This is a genomic window from Clostridia bacterium, assembly GCA_024653205.1.
Classification (GTDB): domain Bacteria; phylum Bacillota; class DSM-521; order Neomoorellales; family SLTJ01; genus JANLFO01.
Window position 1 is genome coordinate 41,836 of record JANLFO010000005.1, and the last position, 23,804, is coordinate 65,639.

The 23,804-nt window shown below is 64.7% G+C and carries 30 protein-coding genes and 1 tRNA gene; 9 read left to right on the top strand and 22 right to left on the bottom strand.

The genetic code is table 11. The annotated features are described in order from the left end of the window. Positions 1 to 198 precede the first annotated feature (198 nt). Entirely contained in the window at positions 199 to 936 is a 738-nt protein-coding gene (locus NUV99_03795) for a glucose-6-phosphate isomerase (protein ID MCR4419249.1), read from the top strand. Positions 937 to 982: 46 nt separating this feature from the next. On the opposite strand, the gene queG is transcribed toward NUV99_03795, so the two are convergent. Beyond that, complete coding sequence (gene queG / locus NUV99_03800; protein MCR4419250.1) at positions 983 to 2,044, bottom strand: tRNA epoxyqueuosine(34) reductase QueG; 1,062 nt, start codon at positions 2,042 to 2,044, stop codon at positions 983 to 985. A 406-nt stretch (positions 2,045 to 2,450) separates the two neighbouring features. Between queG and NUV99_03805 the strand changes: the two genes are divergently transcribed. Continuing rightward, on the top strand, positions 2,451 to 3,080 hold the full coding sequence (locus tag NUV99_03805; protein MCR4419251.1) for a hypothetical protein: 630 nt from the start codon (positions 2,451 to 2,453) through the stop codon (positions 3,078 to 3,080). Here NUV99_03805 and NUV99_03810 read toward each other — a convergent pair. Beyond that, positions 3,077 to 3,232, bottom strand: coding sequence for a hypothetical protein (locus tag NUV99_03810; protein MCR4419252.1), 156 nt, complete (start codon positions 3,230 to 3,232; stop codon positions 3,077 to 3,079). The two genes, NUV99_03805 and NUV99_03810, sit on opposite strands and share 4 nt — an antisense overlap. Positions 3,233 to 3,679: 447 nt before the next feature. On the opposite strand from NUV99_03810, the gene NUV99_03815 reads away from it, so the two are divergent. From NUV99_03815 to NUV99_03835, 5 genes are all read left to right on the top strand, one after another. Then, positions 3,680 to 4,369 (top strand): MBL fold metallo-hydrolase, encoded by a 690-nt coding sequence (locus tag NUV99_03815; protein MCR4419253.1) that lies wholly within the window; start codon positions 3,680 to 3,682, stop codon positions 4,367 to 4,369. 40 nt (positions 4,370 to 4,409) lie between these two features. Further along, entirely contained in the window at positions 4,410 to 4,769 is a 360-nt protein-coding gene (locus NUV99_03820; protein ID MCR4419254.1) for a YbjQ family protein, read from the top strand. An 84-nt stretch (positions 4,770 to 4,853) separates the two neighbouring features. Then, entirely contained in the window at positions 4,854 to 5,588 is a 735-nt protein-coding gene (locus tag NUV99_03825; protein MCR4419255.1) for an IclR family transcriptional regulator, read from the top strand. A 69-nt stretch (positions 5,589 to 5,657) separates the two neighbouring features. Further along, positions 5,658 to 6,623, top strand: coding sequence for a PHP domain-containing protein (locus tag NUV99_03830; GenBank protein MCR4419256.1), 966 nt, complete (start codon positions 5,658 to 5,660; stop codon positions 6,621 to 6,623). Then, positions 6,556 to 7,734, top strand: coding sequence for a class I SAM-dependent rRNA methyltransferase (locus NUV99_03835; protein MCR4419257.1), 1,179 nt, complete (start codon positions 6,556 to 6,558; stop codon positions 7,732 to 7,734). The genes NUV99_03830 and NUV99_03835 overlap by 68 nt, the downstream gene beginning before the upstream one ends. Positions 7,735 to 7,923: 189 nt before the next feature. Here NUV99_03835 and NUV99_03840 read toward each other — a convergent pair whose 3' ends face one another. The 6 genes from NUV99_03840 to NUV99_03865 all read right to left on the bottom strand — a co-directional run bounded on the left by NUV99_03840 (position 7,924) and on the right by NUV99_03865 (position 12,448). Beyond that, the gene (locus NUV99_03840; protein MCR4419258.1) at positions 7,924 to 8,544 is read right to left on the bottom strand and encodes a YckD family protein; all 621 of its coding nucleotides are present in this window, start codon (positions 8,542 to 8,544) and stop codon (positions 7,924 to 7,926) included. Positions 8,545 to 8,645: 101 nt separating this feature from the next. Next, positions 8,646 to 9,059 carry an RDD family protein gene (locus tag NUV99_03845; protein ID MCR4419259.1) on the bottom strand — a complete coding sequence of 138 codons (414 nt, stop codon included), beginning with the start codon at positions 9,057 to 9,059 and terminating at the stop codon, positions 8,646 to 8,648. 61 nt (positions 9,060 to 9,120) lie between these two features. Continuing rightward, the gene (locus tag NUV99_03850) at positions 9,121 to 9,336 is read right to left on the bottom strand and encodes a hypothetical protein (protein ID MCR4419260.1); all 216 of its coding nucleotides are present in this window, start codon (positions 9,334 to 9,336) and stop codon (positions 9,121 to 9,123) included. Positions 9,337 to 9,631: 295 nt separating this feature from the next. Further along, positions 9,632 to 11,047 (bottom strand): DUF1638 domain-containing protein, encoded by a 1,416-nt coding sequence (locus tag NUV99_03855; GenBank protein MCR4419261.1) that lies wholly within the window; start codon positions 11,045 to 11,047, stop codon positions 9,632 to 9,634. Further along, a complete protein-coding gene (locus tag NUV99_03860; GenBank protein MCR4419262.1) occupies positions 11,044 to 11,715 on the bottom strand; it encodes a cobalamin-dependent protein in 672 nt (223 codons plus the stop codon). The genes NUV99_03855 and NUV99_03860 overlap by 4 nt, the downstream gene beginning before the upstream one ends. A gap of 25 nt (positions 11,716 to 11,740) precedes the next feature. Beyond that, the gene (locus tag NUV99_03865; GenBank protein ID MCR4419263.1) at positions 11,741 to 12,448 is read right to left on the bottom strand and encodes a GntR family transcriptional regulator; all 708 of its coding nucleotides are present in this window, start codon (positions 12,446 to 12,448) and stop codon (positions 11,741 to 11,743) included. A gap of 153 nt (positions 12,449 to 12,601) precedes the next feature. Between NUV99_03865 and truD the strand changes: the two genes are divergently transcribed. After that, the gene (truD, locus tag NUV99_03870) at positions 12,602 to 13,819 is read left to right on the top strand and encodes a tRNA pseudouridine(13) synthase TruD (GenBank protein ID MCR4419264.1); all 1,218 of its coding nucleotides are present in this window, start codon (positions 12,602 to 12,604) and stop codon (positions 13,817 to 13,819) included. A 156-nt stretch (positions 13,820 to 13,975) separates the two neighbouring features. Here the strand turns inward: truD and NUV99_03875 are convergent, their stop codons facing one another. The 14 genes from NUV99_03875 to NUV99_03940 all read right to left on the bottom strand — a co-directional run bounded on the left by NUV99_03875 (position 13,976) and on the right by NUV99_03940 (position 21,869). Next, positions 13,976 to 14,905, bottom strand: a complete 930-nt coding sequence (locus tag NUV99_03875; protein MCR4419265.1) for a TRAP transporter large permease subunit — start codon at positions 14,903 to 14,905, stop codon at positions 13,976 to 13,978. Positions 14,906 to 15,523: 618 nt separating this feature from the next. Then, on the bottom strand, positions 15,524 to 16,081 hold the full coding sequence (gene dctP / locus NUV99_03880) for a TRAP transporter substrate-binding protein DctP (GenBank protein ID MCR4419266.1): 558 nt from the start codon (positions 16,079 to 16,081) through the stop codon (positions 15,524 to 15,526). Next, complete coding sequence (locus tag NUV99_03885) at positions 15,984 to 16,568, bottom strand: 2-oxoacid:acceptor oxidoreductase family protein (GenBank protein ID MCR4419267.1); 585 nt, start codon at positions 16,566 to 16,568, stop codon at positions 15,984 to 15,986. The genes dctP and NUV99_03885 overlap by 98 nt, the downstream gene beginning before the upstream one ends. Before the next feature lie 87 nt (positions 16,569 to 16,655). Beyond that, positions 16,656 to 17,033 carry an IclR family transcriptional regulator C-terminal domain-containing protein gene (locus NUV99_03890; protein ID MCR4419268.1) on the bottom strand — a complete coding sequence of 126 codons (378 nt, stop codon included), beginning with the start codon at positions 17,031 to 17,033 and terminating at the stop codon, positions 16,656 to 16,658. After that, on the bottom strand, positions 16,970 to 17,449 hold the full coding sequence (locus tag NUV99_03895; GenBank protein MCR4419269.1) for a helix-turn-helix domain-containing protein: 480 nt from the start codon (positions 17,447 to 17,449) through the stop codon (positions 16,970 to 16,972). Before NUV99_03895 ends, NUV99_03890 begins: the two co-directional genes overlap by 64 nt. Positions 17,450 to 17,544: 95 nt before the next feature. Continuing rightward, positions 17,545 to 17,676 carry a hypothetical protein gene (locus tag NUV99_03900; GenBank protein ID MCR4419270.1) on the bottom strand — a complete coding sequence of 44 codons (132 nt, stop codon included), beginning with the start codon at positions 17,674 to 17,676 and terminating at the stop codon, positions 17,545 to 17,547. 43 nt (positions 17,677 to 17,719) lie between these two features. Continuing rightward, positions 17,720 to 18,160 (bottom strand): PIN domain-containing protein, encoded by a 441-nt coding sequence (locus NUV99_03905; protein ID MCR4419271.1) that lies wholly within the window; start codon positions 18,158 to 18,160, stop codon positions 17,720 to 17,722. After that, positions 18,138 to 18,353, bottom strand: a complete 216-nt coding sequence (locus tag NUV99_03910; GenBank protein MCR4419272.1) for a hypothetical protein — start codon at positions 18,351 to 18,353, stop codon at positions 18,138 to 18,140. The genes NUV99_03905 and NUV99_03910 overlap by 23 nt, the downstream gene beginning before the upstream one ends. Positions 18,354 to 18,445: 92 nt before the next feature. Next, a complete protein-coding gene (locus tag NUV99_03915) occupies positions 18,446 to 18,571 on the bottom strand; it encodes a hypothetical protein (GenBank protein ID MCR4419273.1) in 126 nt (41 codons plus the stop codon). A 221-nt stretch (positions 18,572 to 18,792) separates the two neighbouring features. After that, a tRNA-Ala gene (locus NUV99_03920) sits at positions 18,793 to 18,868 on the bottom strand. Positions 18,869 to 18,912: 44 nt separating this feature from the next. After that, positions 18,913 to 19,356 carry a transcriptional repressor gene (locus NUV99_03925; protein ID MCR4419274.1) on the bottom strand — a complete coding sequence of 148 codons (444 nt, stop codon included), beginning with the start codon at positions 19,354 to 19,356 and terminating at the stop codon, positions 18,913 to 18,915. Beyond that, the gene (locus tag NUV99_03930) at positions 19,340 to 20,203 is read right to left on the bottom strand and encodes a metal ABC transporter permease (protein ID MCR4419275.1); all 864 of its coding nucleotides are present in this window, start codon (positions 20,201 to 20,203) and stop codon (positions 19,340 to 19,342) included. The genes NUV99_03925 and NUV99_03930 overlap by 17 nt, the downstream gene beginning before the upstream one ends. Next, positions 20,182 to 20,895, bottom strand: a complete 714-nt coding sequence (locus tag NUV99_03935) for an ATP-binding cassette domain-containing protein (GenBank protein MCR4419276.1) — start codon at positions 20,893 to 20,895, stop codon at positions 20,182 to 20,184. Before NUV99_03935 ends, NUV99_03930 begins: the two co-directional genes overlap by 22 nt. Positions 20,896 to 20,900: 5 nt before the next feature. Continuing rightward, positions 20,901 to 21,869 (bottom strand): zinc ABC transporter substrate-binding protein, encoded by a 969-nt coding sequence (locus NUV99_03940; GenBank protein ID MCR4419277.1) that lies wholly within the window; start codon positions 21,867 to 21,869, stop codon positions 20,901 to 20,903. Between the two features lie 431 nt (positions 21,870 to 22,300). On the opposite strand from NUV99_03940, the gene NUV99_03945 reads away from it, so the two are divergent. Continuing rightward, entirely contained in the window at positions 22,301 to 23,797 is a 1,497-nt protein-coding gene (locus NUV99_03945; protein ID MCR4419278.1) for a glycosyltransferase, read from the top strand. The last annotated feature ends 7 nt before the right edge of the window (positions 23,798 to 23,804 follow it).

Consider the following 23,804-nt stretch of genomic DNA (forward strand, 5'->3'; position numbering starts at 1 on the left):
CCCTGCTCTCGTTGTGGCGGCCCGGGCCCGCTCCGTCTAAGGTGTATGAAGGTGGAAGGAGAAACATAAATACCAATGCTTTACAGCCACAGCCCCCAAAACCAAAGCTTTACAGGCTTTGTTTTTGCGCTATTCTGGTGTTATAATGGTGGTGCGCGCCGGCTCCGCGGCGCCAAACCTTTGGGAGGAGGTTAACTCATGCTGCTGGGGGTGGATTTTCACCTTCAGGCTAACGGGTTGTTGGCTTTTGCCGAAGGCATTCTGGCCCCCGAGCCTGAAGTACGCCGCCTGGCCGACGCGGTGGATGTCTTCCTGGACAACGTCGAACCCACCGGCCAGCCCCTCTACTACATGTACCGGGGGGTTGCCCACGCCGATAAGATAGAGATCTTTCACCTCTACGGCCTGCGCTACGACATAACCGTGCTGGTTCCGGTGAAAATAGGCCGGGAATTCGTGAAGACCGTGGGGCACTTTCACTCCCCCAAGCCGGCCAACCAGGAGGAAACCTTTTCCGAGTACTACGAGGTCCTGGCCGGCGAAGCCCTTTACCTGCTCCAGAAGAACAAACGGGACGGCGACGTAGAGGAGATCATGGCCGTGGAGGCCAAGAAGGGCGACAAGGTTTACGTCCCTCCCAACTACGGCCACGTCACCGTGAATCCCACCGAGGATTTCCTGGTTATGGCCAACCTGGTGGCCGCCGATTTTCCCTCCCTTTACGAGCCCTTCCAGATAAAGAAGGGCGCGGCCTACTACTGCATCGAGGGTGAAACCGGACGGACCGAATTCGTGCGCAACCCCAATTACCGGAACTCGGTGGGACTGAAGCTGGTACCCGCGCCCAACCTGAGTCAACCCACGGATCTGGTGAAGCACAAGGGCCTCTACCAGGCCTTCCTGGAGGCCCCGGAGGCCTTCCGGTTCCTGACCTAGATCCCCGGATCGCTCCCTCCGGTATCCGTAAGCCGCTGGCCTCCGCCTAGGTTCCCGGTTCGAGGGCCAGGCGGATTTCTCCCCGCACCCGGTCGTCCCGCTCGCGGCGCCAGGCCGTCCTCAGGGCTTCGGCCGCGGCTCGGGTGCCGACCCGCCCCAGGGCCCAGGCCGCATGCGCCCGGACCACCGGGCTGGGGTGACGCTCGAGCGCGGCCGCCAGCGCCCCAACCGCTTCCGGCCGGCCGCCGTTGCCCAGCACCACGGCGGCATTGCGGGCCAGCACCCCCCTCCCCCGCCAGGCCAGGGCGGTACCTGCCGCCGGTTCGGCCGACCCCGGGTCCAGCAGGCTTTCCAGGGGCCACCACCGGAGAGAAGAGGGCCTCTCCTTTCGCCGCGGCCGGTTGTACGGGCATACCTCCTGGCAGGTGTCGCATCCCATGAGACGTTCGCCGATGAGCGGCCGGTACTCGCGGGGGATCACCCCCCGCGCCTGCGTCCGGTAGGACAGGCAGCGGTAGGGGTCGAGCTCGTAAGGAGCGACCAGGGCGCCGGTGGGGCAGGCCTCAAGGCAGCGGCGGCAGGAGCCGCAGGGATCGGAGGGGAAAACCTGCGCCGGGGGGACGAGCGAGGACGGCAACTCGGCATCCAGCGCCAGTTCCCCCAGCCAGAACCAGGAGCCCAGTTCGGGGTGGACCAGGCAGGAGTTGCGGCCGAAAAAGCCCAGCCCGGCCCTGGCGGCCAGGGCCCTCTCCACCGGCGGGACGGCGTCCACCCAGGCCCGGTACGAGAACCGCACTCCGGCATCCAGCAACAGGTTTGCCACCGTTCGGATTTTTGCCTCTACCACCCGGTGATAGTCCGGGCCGGCCAGGCTCCGGGCCACCAGTCCCCGGAGGCCGTCGGGAGGCCGGTCTCCGTCGCTGGCCGGGTAGGGAAGGGCCAGACAAACCAGGGTGCGGGCGGGGGGCCAGTAGCGGCGGGGATCGGCCCGCAGCTGCGGGTCTGCCGGCACAAACGGAGGGTACCGTCCCTGCTCCCGGCGCGTCTCAAGCAGGCGGGCCAGAGCCGGGTCGTATTCCGCCCGGGTGACGCCCACCAGGATACCCATATCTTTTGCCTGCTCCCACCACATGCCCCTTACCCCCGCCGCTCCATGGTAGCAGAGGCCCGAGCCAAGAGTCAAACCGCCGGCCCGCCGGCACCCGGCGCATCCGCCCTCAGTCTGCCCGATAGGGCACTCTGCCGACTTTGCCTTGCCGGCAGTCCTGGTTTCCCCTGGTACCGGTCGCTTAGCCGACCGAACTAGGGTTCGAGCTTCGCGCTCCGGCGGGCACACCGCTTAGGCGCCATCCGTGGCGCCGGCGGCGGAGGAAGCGCAGCCCCCCGGCTAGAACTTTAGTGCGTTCAGAAAGATAGAGGAAGGGGGAAGGGCCCGGCAGGTCTCCGGTGGGCCTTACCGGCAAGGAACCGGGGACGACGCGGCAAAAGGGCGGTTCAGGCGGGCCCCGCGAAGCATGTCAGGGCGATGCCAAATCCAGGAGTTGGCCGAGGTTCCGGACCGGGAAACCTACCTCGAGGTGTACCGGCTGCTGGAAGAGGCCACCCCCCTGCGGGAAGACTGCGGACTGCTCTGCGGCAGGCTCTGCTGCCGGCCCGACCGGCCGGACACCGGGATCTACCTGCTGCCGGGAGAGGAAGCCCTTTTCCGGGGCGACGAGGAATGGCTGGAGTGGACGGAGCAGCGGGCCGAGGAATACGACTTCCCGCCGGGGTGGGAGGGTACGGTCTACTTCGTGCGCTGCCGGGGCACCTGTCCCCGCTCTTCCCGTCCCCTGCAGTGCCGCTTCTTCCCCTTGACCGCCCACTGCCTTCCCGACGGCCACCTGGTGATCATCTGGGAAACCCTGGCCCTGCCCTACCGCTGCCCTTTACTCACCGGAGCTTACCCGCTGGAGCACGGCTTCGTTCGGGCCGTGGCCGAGGCCTGGCGGCTGCTGATGCGCTTCCGCCGGGTGCGGGAGCTCGTGTGCTGGGACTCCCGGCAGCGGGATAAAGCGGCAAAGAAACTGCTGCCCTGGAAGGATCCTGCTACCGGACGCCCCTCCCCGGCGGGCCGGATCGTGAAGGTGGCCGGCCGGCTCTAGTAATCCTCGTCCGAGGCCTCCAGAACCTCGCACTCTCCCGGACGGCAGAGGTGATGGCATATGGGGCAGGCGGATTCTGCTCCCCGGGCGGTGAAGATCGTGCCGCAACGGCTGCACTTGAAGCTGCGGGGAGCGTTCTCGGCCGCGTGCAAGGCGGTCCCTCCTTTGCTTCGTATGCCGTAATACACCAGGCTTAGTCTGCCCTGCCGGACGAGGGGCTACACCTCCGGGCTCCGGCGTCCGCTTTTCGGGCAGAAGACGTGGCCGATCCACAGCTCTCCCTGCCGGCAGTCCTGGTTCCCCCTCGTACCGGTCGCTTCGCCGACCGAACTACGGCTTGAGCTGCGGGCTCCGGCGGGCACGCCGCTTAGGCGCCGTCCGTGGCGCCGGCGCGGCTTCGGCCGTCCGTGGCCTTCGGCCCGCCTCCACCCTGGCTCTCGCCTAGTTCGGTGCCCGGCGCGCTTTAGGTACTCGGTAAAACCAGGACTGTCGGCGGATGCCGCGAGCAACTCGGCCCGCGGGGCTCCTTGTCCGGGCCTGCGGCATATGATATGATGGCAGCGAAAACCGCCAGCTTTTCGCGGAAAGGAGCCTTAGGCATGCGGCTGAGCTCTCGCCTTTACGTGTATCCCTGGCAGGGGGCGGGCAACAACTGCAACAGCTACTGCCTGAAGGGAGAGCAACTGATCCTGATCGACCCCGGGCACGTTCGCAACGAATTCGGCGAGCCCTGCCTCGACTACCTGGCGCGCAGCATGGCCGGGGACGGCCTGCGCCTGGAAGACGTGAACCTGATCCTGCTCACCCACTCCCATCCCGACCATTCGGAAGCGGCCGGCGCGATAAAAGAAAGAAGCGGCGCCCGGGTGGCCATGCACGCGGCGGAGGAGGAGCACTGGCTGGCCATGTTCCGCCTGCTGCATCCCGGACGGGAGCCCTTCGGCCAGCCGGAGGCCGACTTTTACCTGCAGGAAGGGGAGCTGGTGATCGGCGAATCCGACCCCATCCGCCTGCAGGTGCTGCATACCCCCGGGCACTCGCCCGGATCGCTCACCTTCTACTGGGCCGAGGCCAAGGCTCTCTTCACCGGCGACGTGATCTTCGCCGCCAGCCTGGGGCGCACGGACTTTCCCCAGGGCGACGGCGAGCAGCTCAAGGCCAGCATCCGGCGCCTGGCCGATCTGGACGCGGAGTACCTGTTTCCCGGGCACATGCAGATGATCCGGGGCCGGCAGGCGATAAAGAATAACTTCAGGGTGGTCATGGACACGTACTTCATGTACATCTGAAAGGGTCGTACGCCACGAAACGGGGAAAGGGGACTGGAGCGTGCTGCTGTCCACCACGGAAGAGGTCCCGGGATACGAGGTGGTCGAAGTACTGGGCTTGGTCCGGGGTAACACGGTACGGGCCCGGAACATAGGTCGGGATTTCACCGCCTTTGCCCGCAATCTGGTAGGTGGAGAAGTCAAAGCCTATACCCAACTCCTCAACGAGGCCCGCGAGGAAGCTATGCAGCGTCTGGCTCAAGAGGCCCGTTCCCTGGGCGCGGACGCGGTCATCGGCCTGCGCTTCGGCACTTCTTCCGTAATGCAGGGAGCGGCAGAAATTCTGGTCTACGGCACGGCGGTAAAGTTGGCACCCCGATCCGCCGCGGTTTCCCGGCAGGCCGAGGTCCGGGCGCCGTAGGCGCGGCTTGACCGCCCCGGAGGGAGAGGTTATATTTAGAGTGCCATGACCCACGCTAATGAAACCGCATATCGAGCACCGGCAGTGGTCAAGGCCTTTGCCTTGATGGAAGAGGTGGCCAAGGAACCCGGCCGATTGGGCATCAGCGAACTGGCCCGCCGCCTGGGGCTGCCCAAAAGCACCGTACACGGTCTGGTGAGGGTACTGCTGGAGCAAGAGGCCCTGGTCCGCGGCCCGGATCACAGGGGTTTTCGGCTGGGGCCGCGGCTTTACCGCCTGGGCCGGGTGGCGGCGGTGAACCTGAGCCTTGAGGCTCTGGTACAGCCCTATCTGGAGGCTTTGAGCCGCGAACTGGAGGAGACGGTTTTCCTCGGCACCTGCAACGGCCAGGGTATCACCATCACTGCCAAGGCCGACAGCCCGAAAGAATTCAAACTCACCGCTCCGGTGGGCACCAAGCTCCCGCTCCTGGCCGGAGCCACGGCCAAGGTGTTTCTGAGCACCAGGGACGAAAAAGAGGTGGCCGCCCTCCTCACCGAAAAACCCCTACCCCGCTTTACCGAGCATAGCATCACCGATCCCCAGGAATTCGTCCGCCAGGTAAGAGAGGCCAGGGAGAAGGGATACGCCCTGGACTGCGAAGAGTACCTGCGCGGCGTCAACGCCGTGTGCGTTCTGCTGCCCCTTGCCGGGCGCACGCAGCCGTCGGCGCTGTGGGTGGTGGGCTTCAGCCGTTCCCTGACCCCCGAAAAGATGCAGCAGGCGGTGGCCGCGGGCAAGCGGGTGGCCGACGAATTGAGACAGCTTACCTTCGTCTGATCGGGCCTCGGTCGGACCGGGCCAACGAAAGCAGGGGTTAAGAATCGCCGCAACGTGGGGGAGGAAAACATGAGCCGCATAAAGGTGAGGTGGCGGCCCGAAGGACTGGCCCGCCGGCCGGTACGCGTCCTGGATCTGCACGTTCACCTCAAGCTCAGCAAAGGGGATATCTTCCGGGGAGAAGGACTGGCCGGTCTGATCAACCGGGCCCGAAGCCTGGGTCTGCAAGGGTTTGCCGTGGCCGAGCATTTCCACGCCCGCGATTTCTGGGCCATGTACGACGCCCTCTTCCGCCTCTTCCCCTGCCGCGACGGAGTGTTTCGGGTGGAGGAAGGCTTTTTCCTCCTGAGCGGAGGCGAGGTTTCCCTCCAGGAGGGCCAGCACCTGGTAATCCTGGCTCCCCCGGAGCGACTGTACGATCTGGACCATTCCTTTCCCCGGCCGCTCTCCGCCGGTCATCACCCCGCCCTGCCCGAACTTCTGGAACATACCGAGGGCACGGAAGCCCTGTTGATCGCCGCCCACCCCTTCCGCAGCTCGGGTCTCCCCCCACAGGTACTCCCCATGTTGGCCCGGCTGGACGCGGTGGAGGCCAACGGCCGCGACCTGGATCCCCCGGACCGCATCCTCCGCCTGGCGCAGCGCCTGGGGCTGCCGGTAGTGGGCGGGAGCGACGCCCACCACGTCCTCCAGCTGGGCACCCGGGCCACGGTGCTGCCCGCGGGGCCGGCCGGTTTTACCGCCGTAGCCTCGGCGATCAGGCAGGGCCGGGCAGGTCTGGCCGAATTGTCCGGCGCCAGGTGGATGGTGGGCCTGGCGGTAAACTATAAGCGGATGGTGAAGGCCGGCCGGCGCTTCGCCGCCCTCCTGCGTGGCGGCGGGGGCGGTAACGTCCCCTCGGGGCGTCCCACCCGGCCTTCGGCCGCCTATTCCATCCAGAATCTCCCGGAGGCGCTGCCAGGCGAGTATGGTAACCGTACGACTGAGCCCCCGGCGGCAGAAGAGAGTGGAGGCCGGGCACCCGTGGGTATATGACACGGAAATCGAGAGCGTGGACGGCGCCTGCCGGCCGGGCGACCTGGCAGAGGTGGTGGACGAGCGGGGCCGCTTCCTGGGGCGGGGCTACATCAACCCCCGCTCCACCATTGCCGTGCGCCTGCTTACCCGCCGCCGGGAGACGATCGACCGCGGTTTTTTCGCCCGCCGCCTTTTGCGGGCCTGGGAATACCGGCGGCGGCTGCTGCCCGCCCTGGACACCGACGCCGTACGGGTGGTCTTTGCCGAGGCGGACTTTCTGCCCGGGCTGGTGGTGGATAAGTTCGGCGACTACCTGGCGGTTCAGACCCTGACCGCCGGAATGGACCGGTGGCAGTCCACGCTGGTGGAGCTGCTGGAAGAGGCCCTCAGACCCAAGGGTATCTGCGAGCGCAACGACGCCGGGGTGCGCGCCCGTGAGGGCCTGGAACTGCGCCGAGGATGGATCAGGGGCGAGCCGGAAGCCCCGGTGGTCGTGCGCGAACACGGTCTTTCCTTCTACATAGACGTGGCCCACGGGCAGAAGACCGGCTTCTTCCTGGATCAGCGGGAAAACCGCGCCGCCCTGCGCGGTCTGGTAGAGGGCGGCCGGGTGCTGGATGCCTTCTGTTACACCGGCGCCTTCAGCCTGCATGCCGCCGCCTACGGTGCGCGGGAAGTGCTGGGCATAGACTTCTCCGCCGAGGCCGTCGCCCTGGCCGAAGCCAACGCCCGGCTGAACGGCCTGGCCGGGCGCTGCTCCTTCCGCACCGCCAACGCCTTTGACGAACTCAGGAACCTGGAGCGGGCGGGCGAGAAATTCGACCTGGCAATCCTGGATCCTCCCGCCTTCACCAGGAGCAAGGAAAACCTGGAGGGGGCCCTGCGTGGTTATAAGGAAATCAACCTGCGGGCCATGCGGCTGCTTCCGCCGGGGGGATTCCTGGTAACCTGCTCCTGCTCCTACCACCTTTCCGAAGAGCAATTCCTGGAGGTGGTGCTGGCGGCCGCCCGGGATGCCCGCCGCACCCTGCGCCTGGTGGAACTGCGGCGCCAGGCCCGGGACCACCCCATCCTGCCCACCCACCCGGAGTCCTACTATCTCAAATGCCTGATCCTGCAGGTATTCTAAGGAAAGGCCGCCGGCAACTCCGGGCTGCCCAACTGATGTGTTCCCAGTTTGCCCCCCGGCAGTCCTGGTTCCCCTCGTACCGGCCGCTTCGCCGACCGAACTACCACAGCAGGAGTTCGGTACCCGGCACGCTTTAGGTACTCGGAAAAACCAGGACTGCCGCCCGAAAGTGGGAATAAACCAGGCTGCCTACTGCTCGGCCTGGGGCCTGCCCTTCGGTACGGGGGGCGGGCACTTGGTGAGATCCATATTTTCCAGCCTGGACAGTATCTCGTCTGCCTTTTCCCGGGTCAACTTGCCTTCCTCTACCAGCTTCTGCAGCTCTGCCTTCCTGGCCTCCAGGACCTTTTCCTTGAGCTGCTCCAGGGTCAGGCCCTTGTCCGCCGCCATCTGCTCCAGGGTCTTGCCGCTCTGCAACGCCTCGTGCAGCTCTTGCGGCGTCATGTCCAGGATCTCCGCCACCTCCGGCCCGAAGCCGCCGCGTCTACCACCGAAGCCCCGCTGTCCGCCGAAGAACGGACCGGGCCAGACGCCTTGCTCCAGGCCCTCACGCAGCCGCTGCGCCTTCTCCTCGGGCAGGATCCCCTGCCTCACGCCCTCGTCGATGGTCTGGTCGGCGGCGGACCTGACCGCCTCCTGAAGCCTGGCCTCGTCCACACCCAGGGCCGCGGCCAGCTTGGACCAGAAGATCTCGGGCAGGTCCGCGGGCGAGCCCGTGCCCTGTTCCTGGGCTAGGGCCACACCCCCGGCTGCCAAGGCCAGGGCCAGGGTAAGGGCCAGGATCGTCCACCGCAGCTTCTTGCTGCCCACTCTTCTCACCTCCCGGCTACCCGTTGTTGTGTCTCCCGGAGTCTAGAGTAGGCCGGGGAGCTTAAGAAAAGCTTAAAGGAAGCTAAAGACTCACTAAGAAATCAGGAAGGCCTCCGGGTATCGGTTACCACGGTGCCCGCCCAGCGGTCGCCCAGCCGCCGGCCCTGCGGATCGGTAAGAACCAGATAAATCTCCAACGCCCACACCAGAACCATGACCACCACGTACATTATGCGACCCAAGACCGGGATCAGCAGCAGCAGCATAGGGGCGGCAAAAACCAGGTTCCTGCGGGCCGAATCCCCGTAGGAAATCCCCTGGCCGCCGGGATACTCCAATACCCGCAAGCCCAGCAGCCGCTTTCCTACCCCCTGGCCCTCGCCGATGCCGTCCCGAAGAAGAAAGTAGAAGAAGCCTATAATACTGCCGATAAACGGGATCAGCGACAGCACGCCTCCCACCACGGCATCGACCAAGTAGGCCAGTATCCGATGAACGATCCACGCCTTGGTCACTCTGCCTCACCCCCGTCCTGCCTCCACTATACCAGTTACCCCCGCCGCAGGCAAGAAAATCCTAGCCTCCGACCCGGTACCGGCCCCGGGGCGCCGGGTAGTCTCCAGAAGCGGGTCCCGGCGGCATGAACGGCACCACACCCAGGAGGAAGGGAATGAGGGCGGTGATAAAATAGAAGGTTGAGCCAATGAGACGGAAAACATCCATCAGCGCCGCCGCCTCGCGGACCAGTTGTTCCCGGCGGGCCCGGTCGAGGTCGTCATCCCTGGGTGACATCGGTTGCGCCCTCCCGTTCCAAGGTTTACCATTCTAGTCTATGTCTTCCGAGCAACCGCCGTTCGCGCCGGTCGCCGAAGCAGCAGGGAGCGCAGCCGCCGGCCTTGGACCGGAGTATCGGTCTAACCTCATTCGGTTGGTGCTTGAAAAGAGAGCGGTCCGAAGGGACTCTCCGCGAAATGGTTCATGCCGGGAGTAACCGGCACCCGGCCGGAATGCGGGGCAACGGCTGCCTGTCCGGCGCCCCCGGGTGCGGGCGGAGAAACCGGCCCCGCCGTTGCCTCCCGACCTCTGGCTACACCCTCTTCCGACCGGGCGCCGCGAACGCCTCCCGCGGCCCGGCGACCGGGCCACCAACCTTCCCACCCATGATTTGGCGGCACAAGTCTACCGCCGCCTGGGCCGTGGGGCAGTAAAAATCCGCGCCCACGTACCGGCACACCTCGGCGTCAATCGGTCCGCCGCCCACCAGCACCTTCACCGCGCGGCGCAGGCCCGCCCGCTCGATGTGCAGCACCGTCTCCCTGAGGTTTTCTATGGCGCTGGTCAGAGAGCAGGATATGCCCACGAAATCCGGGCGATGCTCCTTTGCGGCCTCGACAAACCGCTCGGGCGCCACGTTCACCCCCAGGTCGTAGACCTTGAAGCCGTGGCAGGACATGATGGTGACCACCAGGTTCTTCCCCAGATCGTGGATATCCTCGCGTACCGTACCGATGACCAGCCTGCCCGCCTCCGGGAGCCGTTCCCGGGTCAGTGAGGGGGCCAGGAGGTCTACGGCCCGGGTGAACAGGTCGGCGGCCCGCACCAATTCGGAAAGGAAGTATTCCTTTTCCTGGAAGCGCCGCCCCACCAGGTTCATCCCCTCCTGCAGCTCCGCGAGGATCTCCAACACCCCTTCCCCTTCCTGTTTCTTTCGGCGCACACCCTCCAGCACCGCCTCTTCGTTCAGCTCGCCCAGTTCCTGCGCCAGGTCAATCCTAACCGGTAACCCGGCGAGGCCGGTCGCCAGGGAAGCCGGGCCGTGACCCAGAGCCAGCTGCACCCCTGCCCCGTCACCCATCAGGTGGGCCAGGCCGACGGCCTCCCCCGGTTCCACCAGGACGAACTCCTCGTCCCAGGGACCCAGCAGGAGCTTTTCAAACAAGCGGGAAGAACCCGGGACCACCCGGTGCTCCAGACCGAGCGCCGCTGCCAGCTCCTCTGTCTGGCCGCGGTACTTTGCCAGGTCGTAGGTGCCGGTGTCGATCAGCACCAGGCGGCGATAATGCTTCAGCATGAGGCGCATGATACGGGCCGTCTTCTCCGGCCCGTACTTGCGCAGACAGTGGTGATACTCGCTCCAGAGGCTGGTCTCGTAATCCATCCAGCCCTTGGTCAGGTAATAGGTCCCCACCTCCCGGGAAAGCTTCCGGCGGACGTCCTCAGAGCCGAGAAGCAGGGAGATGCAGTCTTCCACCCGCGGGAACACCAGCCGGGCGGTCGGCGAACTGACCCCCAGGAGCGCGTTGCCGCAGGAACCGAAGGCCAGCAGGACCGTATCCACGTTGGCCAGCCGGTTGAGCTCTTCCTGGATGCGGCGCCGAAGCCGGTCGGGATAGTTGTGCAGCCCGGACTCCACCCAGAATATCGGGTAGTCCACGCCGGTGGAGGCCACGGCGGCGCTGAGCTCCTCGGCTATGGTCCGGCAGGCCAGGACCACCGCCTTCACCGGCCGCCCTCCTCCGTGCGGGTGCCGGGCTGGGGGTACAGCCGCCGCAGGGTTTCCAGGCAGAGCTCCACGCCGCTGAAGGCGTCGGTGGTGGCGTGGTCTGCTCCCACGTATTCGGCAATGGTGGGGTTGACCAGGCCGCCGATGATGACCACCGTGCTCTCGCGCAGGCCCTCCGCCTCCAGGACGGCTACGGTATGGCGCATGGAGTCGTAGGCGGAGGCTACCAGGCCGGAAAGGCACAACACCCGCGAGCCCGTATCCTTGAGCGCCTGGATGAACTTCGCCGCCGGCACGTCCACGCCCAAATCCAGCACCCGCAGCCCCCGGCAGCGCATCAGGCCGATGACGATGTTCTTGCCGATATCGTGGATATCTTGCTCCACGGTGCCGAACACTATGGGCGGGGCGTCCACCAGGAGAGGCGGATCGTAATCGTTAACTATCTCCACGACCGTCTTGAAGATCTCCGCCGACATGATCAGGTCGGCCAGGAAATACTCGCCCCGGTGGTACTTCTCGCTTACCCGTTCGATCCCCTCGCGCACCGCGTCCACCAGCATGAGGCGGTCGGCTCCCATGTCCAGACCCCTGCGGATCAGCCGCAGCGCCCGGACCTCGTCTATCTGGGCTACGGCCTTGGTTATAAGGTATCTGGTTCGCAGCACCGCTTGCCCTCCCAGTCCTGCGCTCTTAGTAAGGCCGGGAAACGGCCTTAAGGCGAAGAATTCCTCCCCGACACACCAGCACACCGGAACCGATGGGCCTGCCGCCTTGGGCGTAAACCGTTTGCTCGATTACCAGCGCGGGCGCGCCCGGTTCCTCCCGCAGGACCTCGGCCTCGCCCGGTCCCAGTGCCCGGGCGGAGATAACCAGTTCGCTTCTCACCGGCAGCACGTCGGTATGTATCTGGGCCATCTCCGGCAACTCCGCATAGGCCATGTCCGCCTCCAGAACCGGCTTCCCCTTGGTATAGGGCAGGCACTTCCGGTCCAGGGCCACCGGGCCTTCCTCGCCAGAGTAAAGCCGCCGGACGCAGATCACCCTGCCTCCGGGTTCCAGCCCCAGCCGGCTCGCCACCTCTTCTGCCGCCGGGACCACCTCGGCGGCGAGAAGCCTGACCCGGTAGCGCTGCAGCATGGCCAAATCTACGGTCAGGTTCTCCAGCCTGGGCCGGGCCACGAAGGTTCCCTTGCCCCGGGCGGTCTCCAGATACCCGGCCTCGGTCAGAAGCTCCAGGCCCCTGCGCACGGTCATGCGGCTCACCCGGTACTCCCGGCAGAGCTGGGCCTCGGAGGGAATCATGTCGCCCGGCCGGAGCTCCCCGCTCTTGATGCGGTCGCCTATGGCCTGGGCGATCTGATGGTAGATCGGCACGGCTGATTGCTTGGATATTCTCATGATTTCTGCTAATGCCCCCAAACCCGCCTGGACGGTCTATACTTGTATAGACATCTTAACTCTGGATTTGGCGGTTGTCAATAGACCGTACTATAATTATTTCGGCCTTTTGCCCGCGCTCTCGGCAAAAATGTTCTCGCATGGAGGCCGGCCGTGAAAATCAAGGTGAAACCCGAGGACTTCGTGGTGGAAGAGGTAGCCCGACTGCCCCTAAAGAGCAAAGGTCCCTACCGGGTATACCTGCTGGAAAAGAAGAATTGGAATACGGTGGACCTCCTGCTGCGGCTGGCCCGGGAGCACGGCCTGCCCTTCCGGCTCTTCGCCTACGGCGGTCTGAAGGACCGGCACGCCCACACCTTCCAGTACGTCACCGTGCGCCATCAGGCCGACCTCAGCACCGAGGGGAAGGGCTTTTCCTTTCGCTGCCTCGGCCGCCTGGAACGGCCCATGGGGCCGGACCTCCTGGAAGGCAACCGCTTTCGCGTGATTCTGCGGCATCTGGAGGCGAGGGATATCTCGACCCTGAGCTCGGCTGCGGCCGAGGCAGGCCAATTCGGCTTTCCCAACTACTTTGACGATCAGCGCTTCGGCAGCCTGGACCGGGAACTGGGCTTCATGGCGGAGAGACTGCTGAAAGGCCACTACAACGGGAGCCTTCAGGCCTACCTGACCGGCATCTATCCCGAGGAGAAGAAGGCGGCCAAGGAGCGCAAGCGCTTCTTCCGGGAGCACTGGGGGGATTGGCCGGTCTGCCTCTCCCGGGCCAAAACTGCCATGGAGCAGAGGGTATTCTCCCTGCTGGTCGGCCGGCCCAAAGCCTTCGTGGAGGCCCTGCAGATGATCCCGGCCGAGGAACTGTCCCTGCTCTTCTCCGCCTACCAGAGCTTCCTCTTCAACGAGCTGCTGCGGCGCCTCCTGGCCGACCTGGGTGTGGAACTGCTTTCCGTCCCCGGAGTGGCGGGACCGTACCACTTCTACCGCCGTCTCGATGCCGACCGGCTCTCCTACCTCCGAGGCCTGCGCCTGCCCCTGGCGGCCAGCCGCATGGCCTTTCCCGACCGCCGGACCGCCGCCCTTTTCGACCAGATTCTGGAGGAAAGGGGGATCCGCAGGCCGAACTTCAACCTGCGCAAGGTGCGCCAGGCCTTCTTCAAGTCTTCCCCCCGCGAGGCGGTGGTGTTTCCCGAGGGTCTCCATATCGGTTCGCCGCAGCCGGACGAGCTCTATCCGGGCCGGATGAAGCTCGAGCTCGCCTTTCGCCTCCCGCGCGGAAGCTATGCCACCATTCTGATCAAGCGGCTCACCCTCCGCTCGGCCGGGCGCCGGGCCCGCAGCCGGGGCGGCTGCCTCCCGAACGCTCAAAACGAGTAAGCGCCGTTATCGGCGCGCAGAAGGAGCAGCCCCCGATTCCTGCTGGTGCTGGCCACCTACCCCGCCGTAGCCGGAATCCATCACAGCGACTGCTTCTTCAACACGGTCTTCTATGCGCACTCGTACGGCCGCCGAGTGCACGAAGCAGTAGGCGAATCACCGGGCCAATCCGGGCAACCAGGTGGCCAAAGGCGGGTGGAAGAGTATTAGGGCTACGACGGCAAACCCCAATACAATATAAGGTATCACGCTCCTCCAGATGTCGATCATAGAGATGCTCTCCGGAACCATCCCTTTCATCACGTACAGCACCATGCCTACCGGCGGGGTAAGCAAGGAGTTCTCCAGCATCAACAGCATGAGAGTACCGAACCAGATGGGATCCACCTGGAGGGCCTCGATCAAGGGCATGAAGATGGGCGTGGTGATCATGATGATGGCCATTTCCTCCAGGAACAAACCCAAGACGAATACTACTATCAGCATCCAGAGTACCAAGACCGTGGGCGAAAAAGGCAACCCCAGCGCCGCCTCCAGGAGCTTACGGCTGGCTCCCGAGTAGGCCAGGACCTGGCTGAAGGCCGTAGAACCGGCCACAATCAGCAGAACCATGGAGGTGATGCTGGCCGCGCTGAGAAGCGACTTGGTTACGATGGACACGGTCAGCTTGCGGTAAGCTGCGGCCAGGACTACCGCCCCCACCGCGCCAAAGGCTGCCGCCTCGGTAGGCGTAGCCACGCCCAGAAAAATGGTGCCCACCACTACCCCGGCCACCAGCAGGAGGGGCAGGAGATCCCTGGCCAGCACCACTAACCGGGTTCGCATCGGCACACCGCTTTCTTCCCGGGGCGGGGCCAGCCCCGGCCGCAGGACGCAGGCCGCACATATGAAAGCGATAAAGAGGCCGGCCAGCAACAGGCCGGGCAATATGCCGGCTATGAGCATCTTCCCCACGGAGATACCGGCGATGCTGGCAAAGACCACGGTAATGGTGCTGGGCGGGATGAGCATGCCCAGAGTGCCGGAGGCGGTGATGGGACCGGTAATCAGCGACTTGTGATATCCCCGCCGGAGCATTTCCGGCACCAGAACCGCCCGCCTCCGGTGAAACGGGGTCACCCGGCGGGGGTGCGGCGGCCTTCTTGAGATAGACGAACATCCGGTGAATGAAGCCCACCGTAAGCAAGGCCATGCCCACCGGGATTACCCAGGTAAGGTAGTAGATGGGCGTCTGGAGAATGTTGGCCACCACCTCGTGGGCGAGGTAGCTCTGGTACACGGCGCGAATCCCCATCCAGGTCAGGAAGGCCGAGAGGGCGGCACTCAGCACCGAGGCCACCACCTCCAGCCGGGCCTGAGTTCGCGGACCCACAAAGTAATTGAGGAAGTCAACCTTGACGTGGCCGTCCTGATGCAGCACCCAGGGAGCGGCCAGAAAAGCAATGTAGAGAAGGGCATAGGTACTCAGCTCTATGACCCAGGCAAGGGAACGGCTGAAGGCGTAACGCGAAACCGCTCCTGCGGTAATGGATAAGGCCAGAAAGAGAACGATGATAAGGGCTGCGGTTGCCAAAGCCCGTATCAGGCCCAGGTAAGCTTTCACCGGCCCCCCCCCCCCCCCCGTTCAGGAATAGTTGCGGGTAGCCCTTAAGTCGGTGCAGGCCACCGGACCGGAACACGGGTCCGGTGGCCTATCGGGGTCGGCTACTTCCTGGTCAACAGCTTCTGCATTTCGGGCCCGTTTTCCGGACAGGCCTTGAGAACTTGTTGCCATACCGCGTCGTAGGCGGTCTTCAGGTACACCTCGGCTTCGTCGGGCGGCAATTGCACGATCTTGATGCCCTTCTCGGCCAGCTTCTGGGCGTCGGCGGCGATCAGGTCCTTGAAATACTTCTGCATCTCCTGTTCCATGGCGATCGCCGTATCGGTTAGGAGTTTCTTGACCTCGTTGGAAAGAGAGTTCCACTTGTCGCGGTTGATCAGACCGATGGTGTCAACCTGGTAGAAACCGGGATCGATGGCATACTTGGTGACCCCGTCCCAGCCCCAGTCCGAAATCCCGAAGACCGGCCAGCCGTATCCAACTACCACTCCGCGCTCCATGGCCGAATAGACCTCACCCGGATCGGTGGTCACGGGTGAGGCTCCCAAGGCCTGTACGAAGTCACGATAGTTGGGGGTCACCCGGATGGGCTTGCCCTTGAAGTCGCTCATATGTGCGATGGGCACGGAGGTGTAAAGACGTAAAGCCACCCCCGGCATGCCCCGACCCAGATAGACGGCGTTGGCCTTTTCCTGGAATATGCGGTTGAAGAAGTCGTACACCCCGTTGGTCGGCCGTACCCATTATCGCGCCCACCATGACGGAGTTAATCAGTCGACCCAGTCCGAAACGGCCGGCAACCTCCAGGGCGTCTACCGCGACCAGCCGGTGCCCTTCAAGACCGAGCTCGTCCGACCCGCCGCCGGTATTGACCACGATAACGCCCGCTTCGCGCAGCCGGTACTGGGCCAAGACCTCACCGGCCAGGCTGGGATCGAAGATGCCGAGAAGGTCGGGGGTTCTCACGTCGGACCGGAGGCGGATGGGCTTCCGGTCGACCCGTACCTGGGAAACCACCGGGGCTCCCCGCTTTTCCGCGCCGAAGGAGGCGAAGGATTGTACCCAGTAACCCGCCTTGAATAACGCGGTGGCGATTATCCGGCCGCCGAGCTGCACCCCCTGACCGCCGCGACCGTAGAGGACCATCTCCAGCAATTGCCTTCCCCCTCTCTCACGGCTTCCCCGCTACAGTGGACCACCGGGTCACCTCAACCCCTCAAGTCGGGGCCCGGTTTAGGCCGGCCTGAACCGCTCGTGTCCCATGGCCCGGGATATCGCCGCCCCCGCCTCGCGCACCAGGGCGAGGAGTTCCTCCCGGCGCGCTTCAAGCCTGCCTATCGGTCCGGAGACGCTGACGGCGGCCAATACCCGTTTGGCAGACGGCCCCCACACCGGAGCCGCGATGCACATCAGGCCTTCCTCGGACTCCTCCATGTCTACCGCGTACCCGTTTATGCGGACCGCCTCCAGGTGCCCCGCCAGTTCGCGGGAATCGGTAATGGTCCGGGCGGTATACCGCCGCAACTCGGCGGTGCGAAGGTAGTGCATCAGTTCGTCCTCGGGGAGGTAGGCCAGCAGAAGCTTGCCGGTGGCCGTGCAGTAGGCGGGCATGCGCGCTCCCACGTACGATCCCATGCGGAAGGGGCGGGGCTTTCGATTTTCTCGATAAAGACCAGTTCGCCCGTGTCCAGAACCCCCAGGTGAACCGTTTCCCCGGATCGGGCCGCCAACTCCCGCAGCACGGGCCGTGCTTCCTCGTTGAGCCTCAGACTCTTCAGGACCGCCCCGCCCAGGTGCAGCAGCTTAAGGCCCAGGCGATACCGGCCGGTAGCCGGATTCTGGCGTACAAAGCCGCGCAGCTCCAGGGTGGCCAAAAGGCGGAAAGCGCTGCTGCGGCTGATGCCCAGTAGGGCCCCCAACTCGCCCGCGTTCAGCTCTGCTTCCGGCCGGGCCAGGGCTTCTAGTATTTGTAAGGCATTATCTACGGAGTTAAGCCGGTACCTGGCCCGCGGCAGGTGGGTAACCATAAGTCACCTTGTCTATTCGGGCAAGAGCAGGGCCTCAACTTTCCTACCCGCGCGTTCCGCTTCCTTGCGGCCCGTTCCTCGCCTTTTCTCCTTACCTATACCCTCTCCCGCCCGCCAAAGTCGAAGACGGGCACCGTTACCTTCCGTACCGGGTACTTCCCTTCTTGTTCGTGGGTAAAGGTCACCTGCCGGATTTCAAGCTCGCCTCCACAAAGCACGCACGGCACCAATGGTCACCTCTCAGACCCGGCACCTCGCGGCCGGCCAAAGTCACCTGGCACCGCCCGGCCATAGATTTTTCTTGACCAGATAAAAGTGGTGGTCAAAGCCGAAGACATCACCGATACTTCTGGCCTTCAAGACGGCGAAACTGACGGCATCACTATAGGACAGGTCCTGGTCGCGGAAGCGGTGCAGAAGGGTTTCTGCGCTCTTGCAAATCGCCTCATCCGGATATACGAGGGAGAGCCATTCGCCAAGAACAGCGTCCTTGATCACCTCTAGAAAAAGGCTGGCGGCGGAATAGCCCACCCGGTAGCGAAGCCAGGTGTACGTTTCCGAGACCACTAGCAGGGTGGTGAAAAGCCTGGTTTCCTTCGTAAGTGAGGTGTAGAAAGCGACGGCTTCCCGGTGGTAGACATCGTTCCGGTCACACAAGGCAATAAAGGCTCCGGTATCGACAAATAGCCTAGCGGGTAGCTTTCCCGCCATAGAGCTCCTCCTCGTAATGGCGCGACCCGGTACCCGGCCCGTCTACCTTGCCAATGAGCCGGATGAAGGGGTCACCCGGGCCTCCCCTCTGCCGGGCAGCCTGCGCCGGAACTAAGCCTAGCTTCCGGAAAAGCTCCTTTTGTTCCTTAGGGCTAAGTTTCCTTATCTCCTGGAGCAGCCGGTTAACGGCCACGTGCGTTTCCCCCTTTGGTAAGGTTCCGGATTAGGACGCACCCGTACTCCTACCCCTATTATAAGCCCCACGAACCGGCCGGAGCCAGAACCTCATTCCGCCTGCCGGAGGCCCGGCCAATCGGCGGCCATAACCAGGTTTTCCAGCACCCGGGGTATTTCCTCCGGCCGCTTCACCACGGCGTAGTGCCACCGGCCGAAGGAGCCCTCGGCGTTCACCGCCACCACCCAGCGTCTGGCGGCCTGCGCCTTGACCTCGGCCAGCTCGTCGTACCCCCTTGGTTTCTAAGATGAGGTGGCCGGCCTTCCCTTTGAGACGCACGATGAAGTCCGGCAGGTAATCGTGAACCTGGCCGTGCGGGAGACAAAAGTAAACCCCGAGGCGGTCCAGCTCGTGCTCAAGATGGAACTGCCTCAGGGCCTCCGCATTTCTGATAAGCTGGTGGAGCCAGGGGGAGTCGAACCCCCGACCTCTTGAATGCCATTCAAGCGCTCTCCCAGCTGAGCTATGGCCCCACGTCGGATTGTATTATGCCATAATCGCGGCCCGAATGCAAGCCTTATTTGCGGTTTCGGGCCAGGCATTCCTCGCAGTAGCCGTAGACTTCAAAGGCGTGGCCGGTGCTCACAAACCCCTCCACCCCGGGCCACTGCTCGAACGGGCAGAAGTCTATGCGCCGCGTACGGCCGCAGGCCCGGCAGATGATGTGGTGATGGTGCCGCCCGGTGAGGTTGAGCTCGAAGGCGCCCGCCTGCTGGCCGCTCTTTACCAGGCAGATTACCCCCAGGCCGTTCAGAGCCTCCAGGTTCCGGTAAACCGTAGAAAAATTGGTGCCCGGTCGGGTCCGGCTCACCCGCCGGAACAGCTCCTCGGCGGTAAGGCCGCAGTCCGCCTCCCACAGTACTCTGAGAAGCGCCCGGCGCGGCCCGGTAAGCTTGAAGCCCTTGTCCGCCAGGTATTGCTCCAGCTCCGGCAGGCTGGCCACATTAGTCGGAGCAGACACGATCCGATCCCTCCCCTGCCTGCGGCCACTGCCTTATCAGCGCCCTGGCCGCCAGGGCCAGCAGCAGAATTGCCAGTGACGTCAGCACCACGGTGCCCCCCGGCGCGGTGTTGAAGTAATAGGCCAGGACCAGGCCGCCCAAGGTGGCAACTTCACCCAGAAGCACGCTTCCCAGCAGGGCCTGCCGAAAACTGCGCGCCCAGGAGAGCGCAGCGGCCACCGGAAGGATCATCAATGAGGCCAGCAGCAAGGCCCCCACCAGACGCATGGCCAGGCTCGCCGTCAGCCCGGCCGATACCAGAAAGCCCAGGCTCAGTGCTTCCACCGGGACCCCCGCCGCCTTGGCCCCTTCTTCGTCCAGAGCGAGGAAAAACAGGGGGCGGTAGGCAAGCGATAGGCCCACCAGCAGTCCCATCCCCACGGCGGCTATCAGACCCAACTCCGCGGGCGTGATGGCTACCAGGCTGCCGAACAGATAACCCGACACCACGCTCAGATTCAGGCGCCCCAGACCCACCACCAGTGCCGTTACCCCCAGGCCGGCGGCGGTGGCCACGGCAATGGCCAGGTCGGTGTGGCGGGCATAGGCGCGCCGCATGTACTCCAGGGCCCCGGCGGCGGCTCCGGCGGCGGCCATGGTGCTGAGATTGGCGTTGGCCCCAACTAGGGCGCCCAGGGCCGCACCCGCCAGGGATACGTGCGCCAGGCACTCGCCCAGCATGGAAAGCCGCCGCACGGCCAGGAACAGGCCCACGGCCGGGCAAACGGCGGAGATCACCGCCCCGGCGAGAAAGGCCCGCTGCAGGAAACCCAGTTCGGCAAGATCTAGCCAAAGGCGCGCCAGCACTGCTCCTGCTCCTTTTCTGCAAAGTTCTTCCTCTCCCTGACAAACTCCTCCAGGTTCAAGACCCGCGTGGCCTCCTTTTCCCAAATGGTCTCGCCGTGGCCGCTCACCACCACCGCCAGCCCTTCGCTCCGCCGGCTCCGGATCAGTCCTGCCACCAGCGAGGCCCCCTCCGGGTCCAGGCCGGCCAGCGGCTCATCCAAAAGCAGCAGGCGGGGATCACCCACCAGGGCCCGGGCCAGGAGCACCCGCCGCTGCTGTCCGCCGGAGAGAAAGCCCACCGGCTCCTCGGCCAGCCCCTCTAACCCTACCGCTGCCAGGCTACGGGCAACCCGGTGCCGCAAGGCCGGCGACGGCCACAGGCCCTGCCAGGGAGGCAGGCGCAGACCGGTAGACACCACCTCGGCCACGGTGGCGGGAAAAGAACGGTGAAGCGTCCCTTCGGTGCCCTGCGGCACGAATCCCAGCCATTCCCGCCTCCGCAGGCGGAAGCCCTCCCCGCCGAAGAGCCGGATCTGCCCCCGCCACGGCTGCAGCAAGCCCAGGATCAGCTTGAACAGCGTGCTCTTACCCACCCCGTTCGGACCGGTCACCAGTACCAGTTGGCCCGGACCGAGGGCGAATTCCACCCCCTGCCATAGGGGCCGGCCGTTGTACCCGAATTCCAGGTTTTTGACCTCCAGTACGCTTTCCATGCCTCTCACTCCAAACCCCGGTAGAGCTGCACCAGGTTTTCCTCCATGAGGGAAAAGTAATCTTCCCCTGCGGCCAGCTCCTCGGCGGTGAGACTGGCCAAGGGGTGTAGGCTCAGCACTTCGGCCCCCAATTCCCGGGCCAGGGCCTGGGCCACCCGCCGGCCGTGCAGTTCGTCCACGAACACGTACCTCAGATCCAGCCTGCGCGCCAGGTCCACCACCTGCACCAGCTCTCTGGGCCCCGGCTCTGCCTCGGCGTGAGCCCCGGTGAGCGCGATCTGCTCCAGACCGTAGCGGGAAGCGAGATAGCCAAAGGCGGCATGCGAAACCACGAAGGTATGCCGGTTCCGCCCTTCAAGCAGCGTGCGATAGAGGAAGTCAAGCTGCTCCAGCCGCCGGGCAAGCACCCGGTAACGGGCGGTGTAGTAGTCCCTCCCCGCCGAGTCGGCCGCCACCAGGCCCTCCAGGATGTTGGCCGCCTGCTGCCGCGCCCGCCGAGGGTCAAGCCAGAGGTGGGGATCGTAGCGCCCGAGCGGAGCCCCGGCCTCCCGGACGGAAGAATCTGCCTCTTGGGCACCGGCCTCCTCTTGCGACAGGGGTAGAAGTTCTATGCCCTTTGAGGCCTCTACCGTTCTGAGCCTGGGGCTGTCGGCCGAGGCCACCACCCGCTCCACCCAGGGTTCCAGGCCGGCGCCGTTGTACACCAAAAGGTCCGCCTGCTGCAAAGCCCGAAGCACCTCCACCCCCGGCTCCCACTCGTGCACGTCCGCCCCGGGCGGAAGGAGCAACCTGACCGTTGCCCGATCGCCCGCCAGCTTGGCGGCAAAATCGTAGAGCGGATAGATGGTAGCGCAGACCAGAGGCTTCTCGGCGAACCCGGTTGAGGCCGTCCTGGAGCCGCAGCCGGAAACCGCCAGGAAGACCGCAAGGAGCAGCACCAGAACGAGGTGCGGCCGGCCAGGGACCCGATACATTTAGGGGTGCCTCCCCACCTGATAGGAATTGCAAATGCTTTGCATCTGCATCTATGATTATAGTTTCCGGTCTTGAGCCTTGCAACCCCCTATTTGTCCTATTTGTCGGGCGGGCGCCGAAGCCACTACGCCGGAAGGTCGAGCCCGGTTCGGTCGGCGAGGTGACGGTACTGAGGGGGCACCCGGCACCGGAGGCAAACCGGGGACGAGGCCGGAAGCCCCTCCCGCCAACTTCCTTTCTTGCGGTCGAGTGGCAATCTTTTCTTCTGGCGGGCGATTTTGGGCCCTGTAGGCCGGTTTGGGTCATCTCTACAGGCTGTGGCTTTTTCCGTCGCGGTAGAGTTCCGGCTGGGCTTTCTTTTCCTGCGGATGTCTACTCCTAGCATTTATTAACACCGACGGTTGGTTATGCTATAATCGAGCCTCGGGAGGTGTTAGGCTTGGACATAACGGCCGGCCAGGTCTTGCTTGCCCTTTATTTTATCTTCCTGGCTCTTTTTTTTCGCTTTTTTTGGTGGAAGTACTTCGCCGACCGGCATTACTGGCGGAGGCGCCCGATACTCAGCATTCCGCTGGTGCAGGAACTGGCTAACCGCCAAGGCCGCGACCTACCCTTCATCTCCCTTCTGGTACCGGCCCGTAACGAAGCCGAAGTCATCGCCAATACTGTAGAGCATCTTGCCGGGTTGGACTATCCCCGGGAACGCTACGAGATCGTGGTCATCACCGATGAAAAGGAGCTGCTGGCCCGGCAGCGGGGAGAACACCCCGGGTTTACCACCCAGCAGATGGTAGAAGCCAAGCAACGGGAATGGCGTTCGGCGGGAGGCAAGCCGCAGCTCAAACACGTGATCGTGCCCTACGACTTCAGCGGCCGTTTCCGGGGCGGGTGCACCGGCCGGGAAGTGCCCTCCACCAAGGCCCGGGCCCTTAATTACGGATTGGAGTTCCTAGATCCGCGTACGGAGATCTGCGGTTTTTACGATGCCGAGAGCCATCCCGAGCCCCAGGCTCCCCTGTACATTGCCTATCGGTGGCTGATCACCGGGGGAAGCGAGCAGCTGTGGCAGGGCCCGGTCTTCCAGGTGCGCAACTTCTTCGCCCTGGGGCCCATCACCAAGGTGGCCGCCCTGTACCAGGCTCTGGCGCACGAGTGGTACTATCCCGCGCTCATGCAGCGCCTGCCCTTCATAGGCGGCACCAACTTCTACGCTTCCCGCCGCCTCCTGGAGGAAATCGGCGGGTTTGACCCGCAGGCCCTGACGGAGGACCTGGACTTAGGCGTCCGCGCCTACCTCGCGGCCAACGCCTGGCCGCAGTACGTCCCCTTCTACAGCACCGAGCAAACCCCGGAGGCGCTGCGCGCTTTCCTGCGCCAGCGTCTCCGCTGGGCCAGCGGCCACCTGCAGGTCGTAGAGAAGCTCCGCCAAACCCGTGCCTACCCGGAAAGAAAACGCCGCCAGGTTCTGTGCCGGCTCCTCCTTAAGGGCCAGGTAGAGTGGACTTTCTACCAGATGGCCTGCCTACTCCCGGTGGCCCTGATACCGGTTGCCCTGGCCGGCTGGGTGGACCTCACCGCCGGAGTGCCCCTTTGGATCAATCCCTGGTTGCGGTTAAACGTAATCTTCTATTACGGATTCACCTTCTACCTCTGGTACCGCTACCGCCCCTACATGAACGGCTGCCCTCCGCGCGGCAGGCTCCTTTCCCGCCTCCTGGCGCCGGTCGAGCTGCTGCTTCTGCCCGTGGCCAGCTTCTTCTTTCCCCTACCCTATACCTGGGCCATGATCCTGAAGCTTCTCGGGCGCGCTCCAAAGACCTGGGTCAAGACCCCCCGCACCCGGGAAGCCGCCGTTCCCCCGGCCATACCCGTACATACCGCCGGGCGGCTGGCCATGGGGACCGGGGAAGCGGCCCGCCGGTCCTGATACGGCC

What these genes read in the sequence shown, in the direction of transcription:
- queG (MCR4419250.1), bottom strand. Translation starts at nt 2,044, where the DNA reads ATGGGTATCCTGGTGGGCGTCACCCGGGCGGAATACGACCCGGCTCTG.
- NUV99_03835 (MCR4419257.1), top strand. Translation starts at nt 6,556, where the DNA reads ATGGTAACCGTACGACTGAGCCCCCGGCGGCAGAAGAGAGTGGAGGCC.
- NUV99_03865 (MCR4419263.1), bottom strand. Translation starts at nt 12,448, where the DNA reads ATGAGAATATCCAAGCAATCAGCCGTGCCGATCTACCATCAGATCGCC.
- NUV99_03905 (MCR4419271.1), bottom strand. Translation starts at nt 18,160, where the DNA reads ATGGCGGGAAAGCTACCCGCTAGGCTATTTGTCGATACCGGAGCCTTT.
- NUV99_03815 (MCR4419253.1), top strand. Translation starts at nt 3,680, where the DNA reads ATGCGGCTGAGCTCTCGCCTTTACGTGTATCCCTGGCAGGGGGCGGGC.
- NUV99_03795 (MCR4419249.1), top strand. Translation starts at nt 199, where the DNA reads ATGCTGCTGGGGGTGGATTTTCACCTTCAGGCTAACGGGTTGTTGGCT.
- dctP (MCR4419266.1), bottom strand. Translation starts at nt 16,081, where the DNA reads ATGCCGGGGGTGGCTTTACGTCTTTACACCTCCGTGCCCATCGCACAT.
- NUV99_03890 (MCR4419268.1), bottom strand. Translation starts at nt 17,033, where the DNA reads ATGCCCGCCTACTGCACGGCCACCGGCAAGCTTCTGCTGGCCTACCTC.
- NUV99_03940 (MCR4419277.1), bottom strand. Translation starts at nt 21,869, where the DNA reads ATGTATCGGGTCCCTGGCCGGCCGCACCTCGTTCTGGTGCTGCTCCTT.
- NUV99_03935 (MCR4419276.1), bottom strand. Translation starts at nt 20,895, where the DNA reads ATGGAAAGCGTACTGGAGGTCAAAAACCTGGAATTCGGGTACAACGGC.
- NUV99_03805 (MCR4419251.1), top strand. Translation starts at nt 2,451, where the DNA reads ATGTCAGGGCGATGCCAAATCCAGGAGTTGGCCGAGGTTCCGGACCGG.
- NUV99_03830 (MCR4419256.1), top strand. Translation starts at nt 5,658, where the DNA reads ATGAGCCGCATAAAGGTGAGGTGGCGGCCCGAAGGACTGGCCCGCCGG.
- NUV99_03850 (MCR4419260.1), bottom strand. Translation starts at nt 9,336, where the DNA reads ATGTCACCCAGGGATGACGACCTCGACCGGGCCCGCCGGGAACAACTG.
- NUV99_03895 (MCR4419269.1), bottom strand. Translation starts at nt 17,449, where the DNA reads ATGGTTACCCACCTGCCGCGGGCCAGGTACCGGCTTAACTCCGTAGAT.
- NUV99_03885 (MCR4419267.1), bottom strand. Translation starts at nt 16,568, where the DNA reads ATGGTCCTCTACGGTCGCGGCGGTCAGGGGGTGCAGCTCGGCGGCCGG.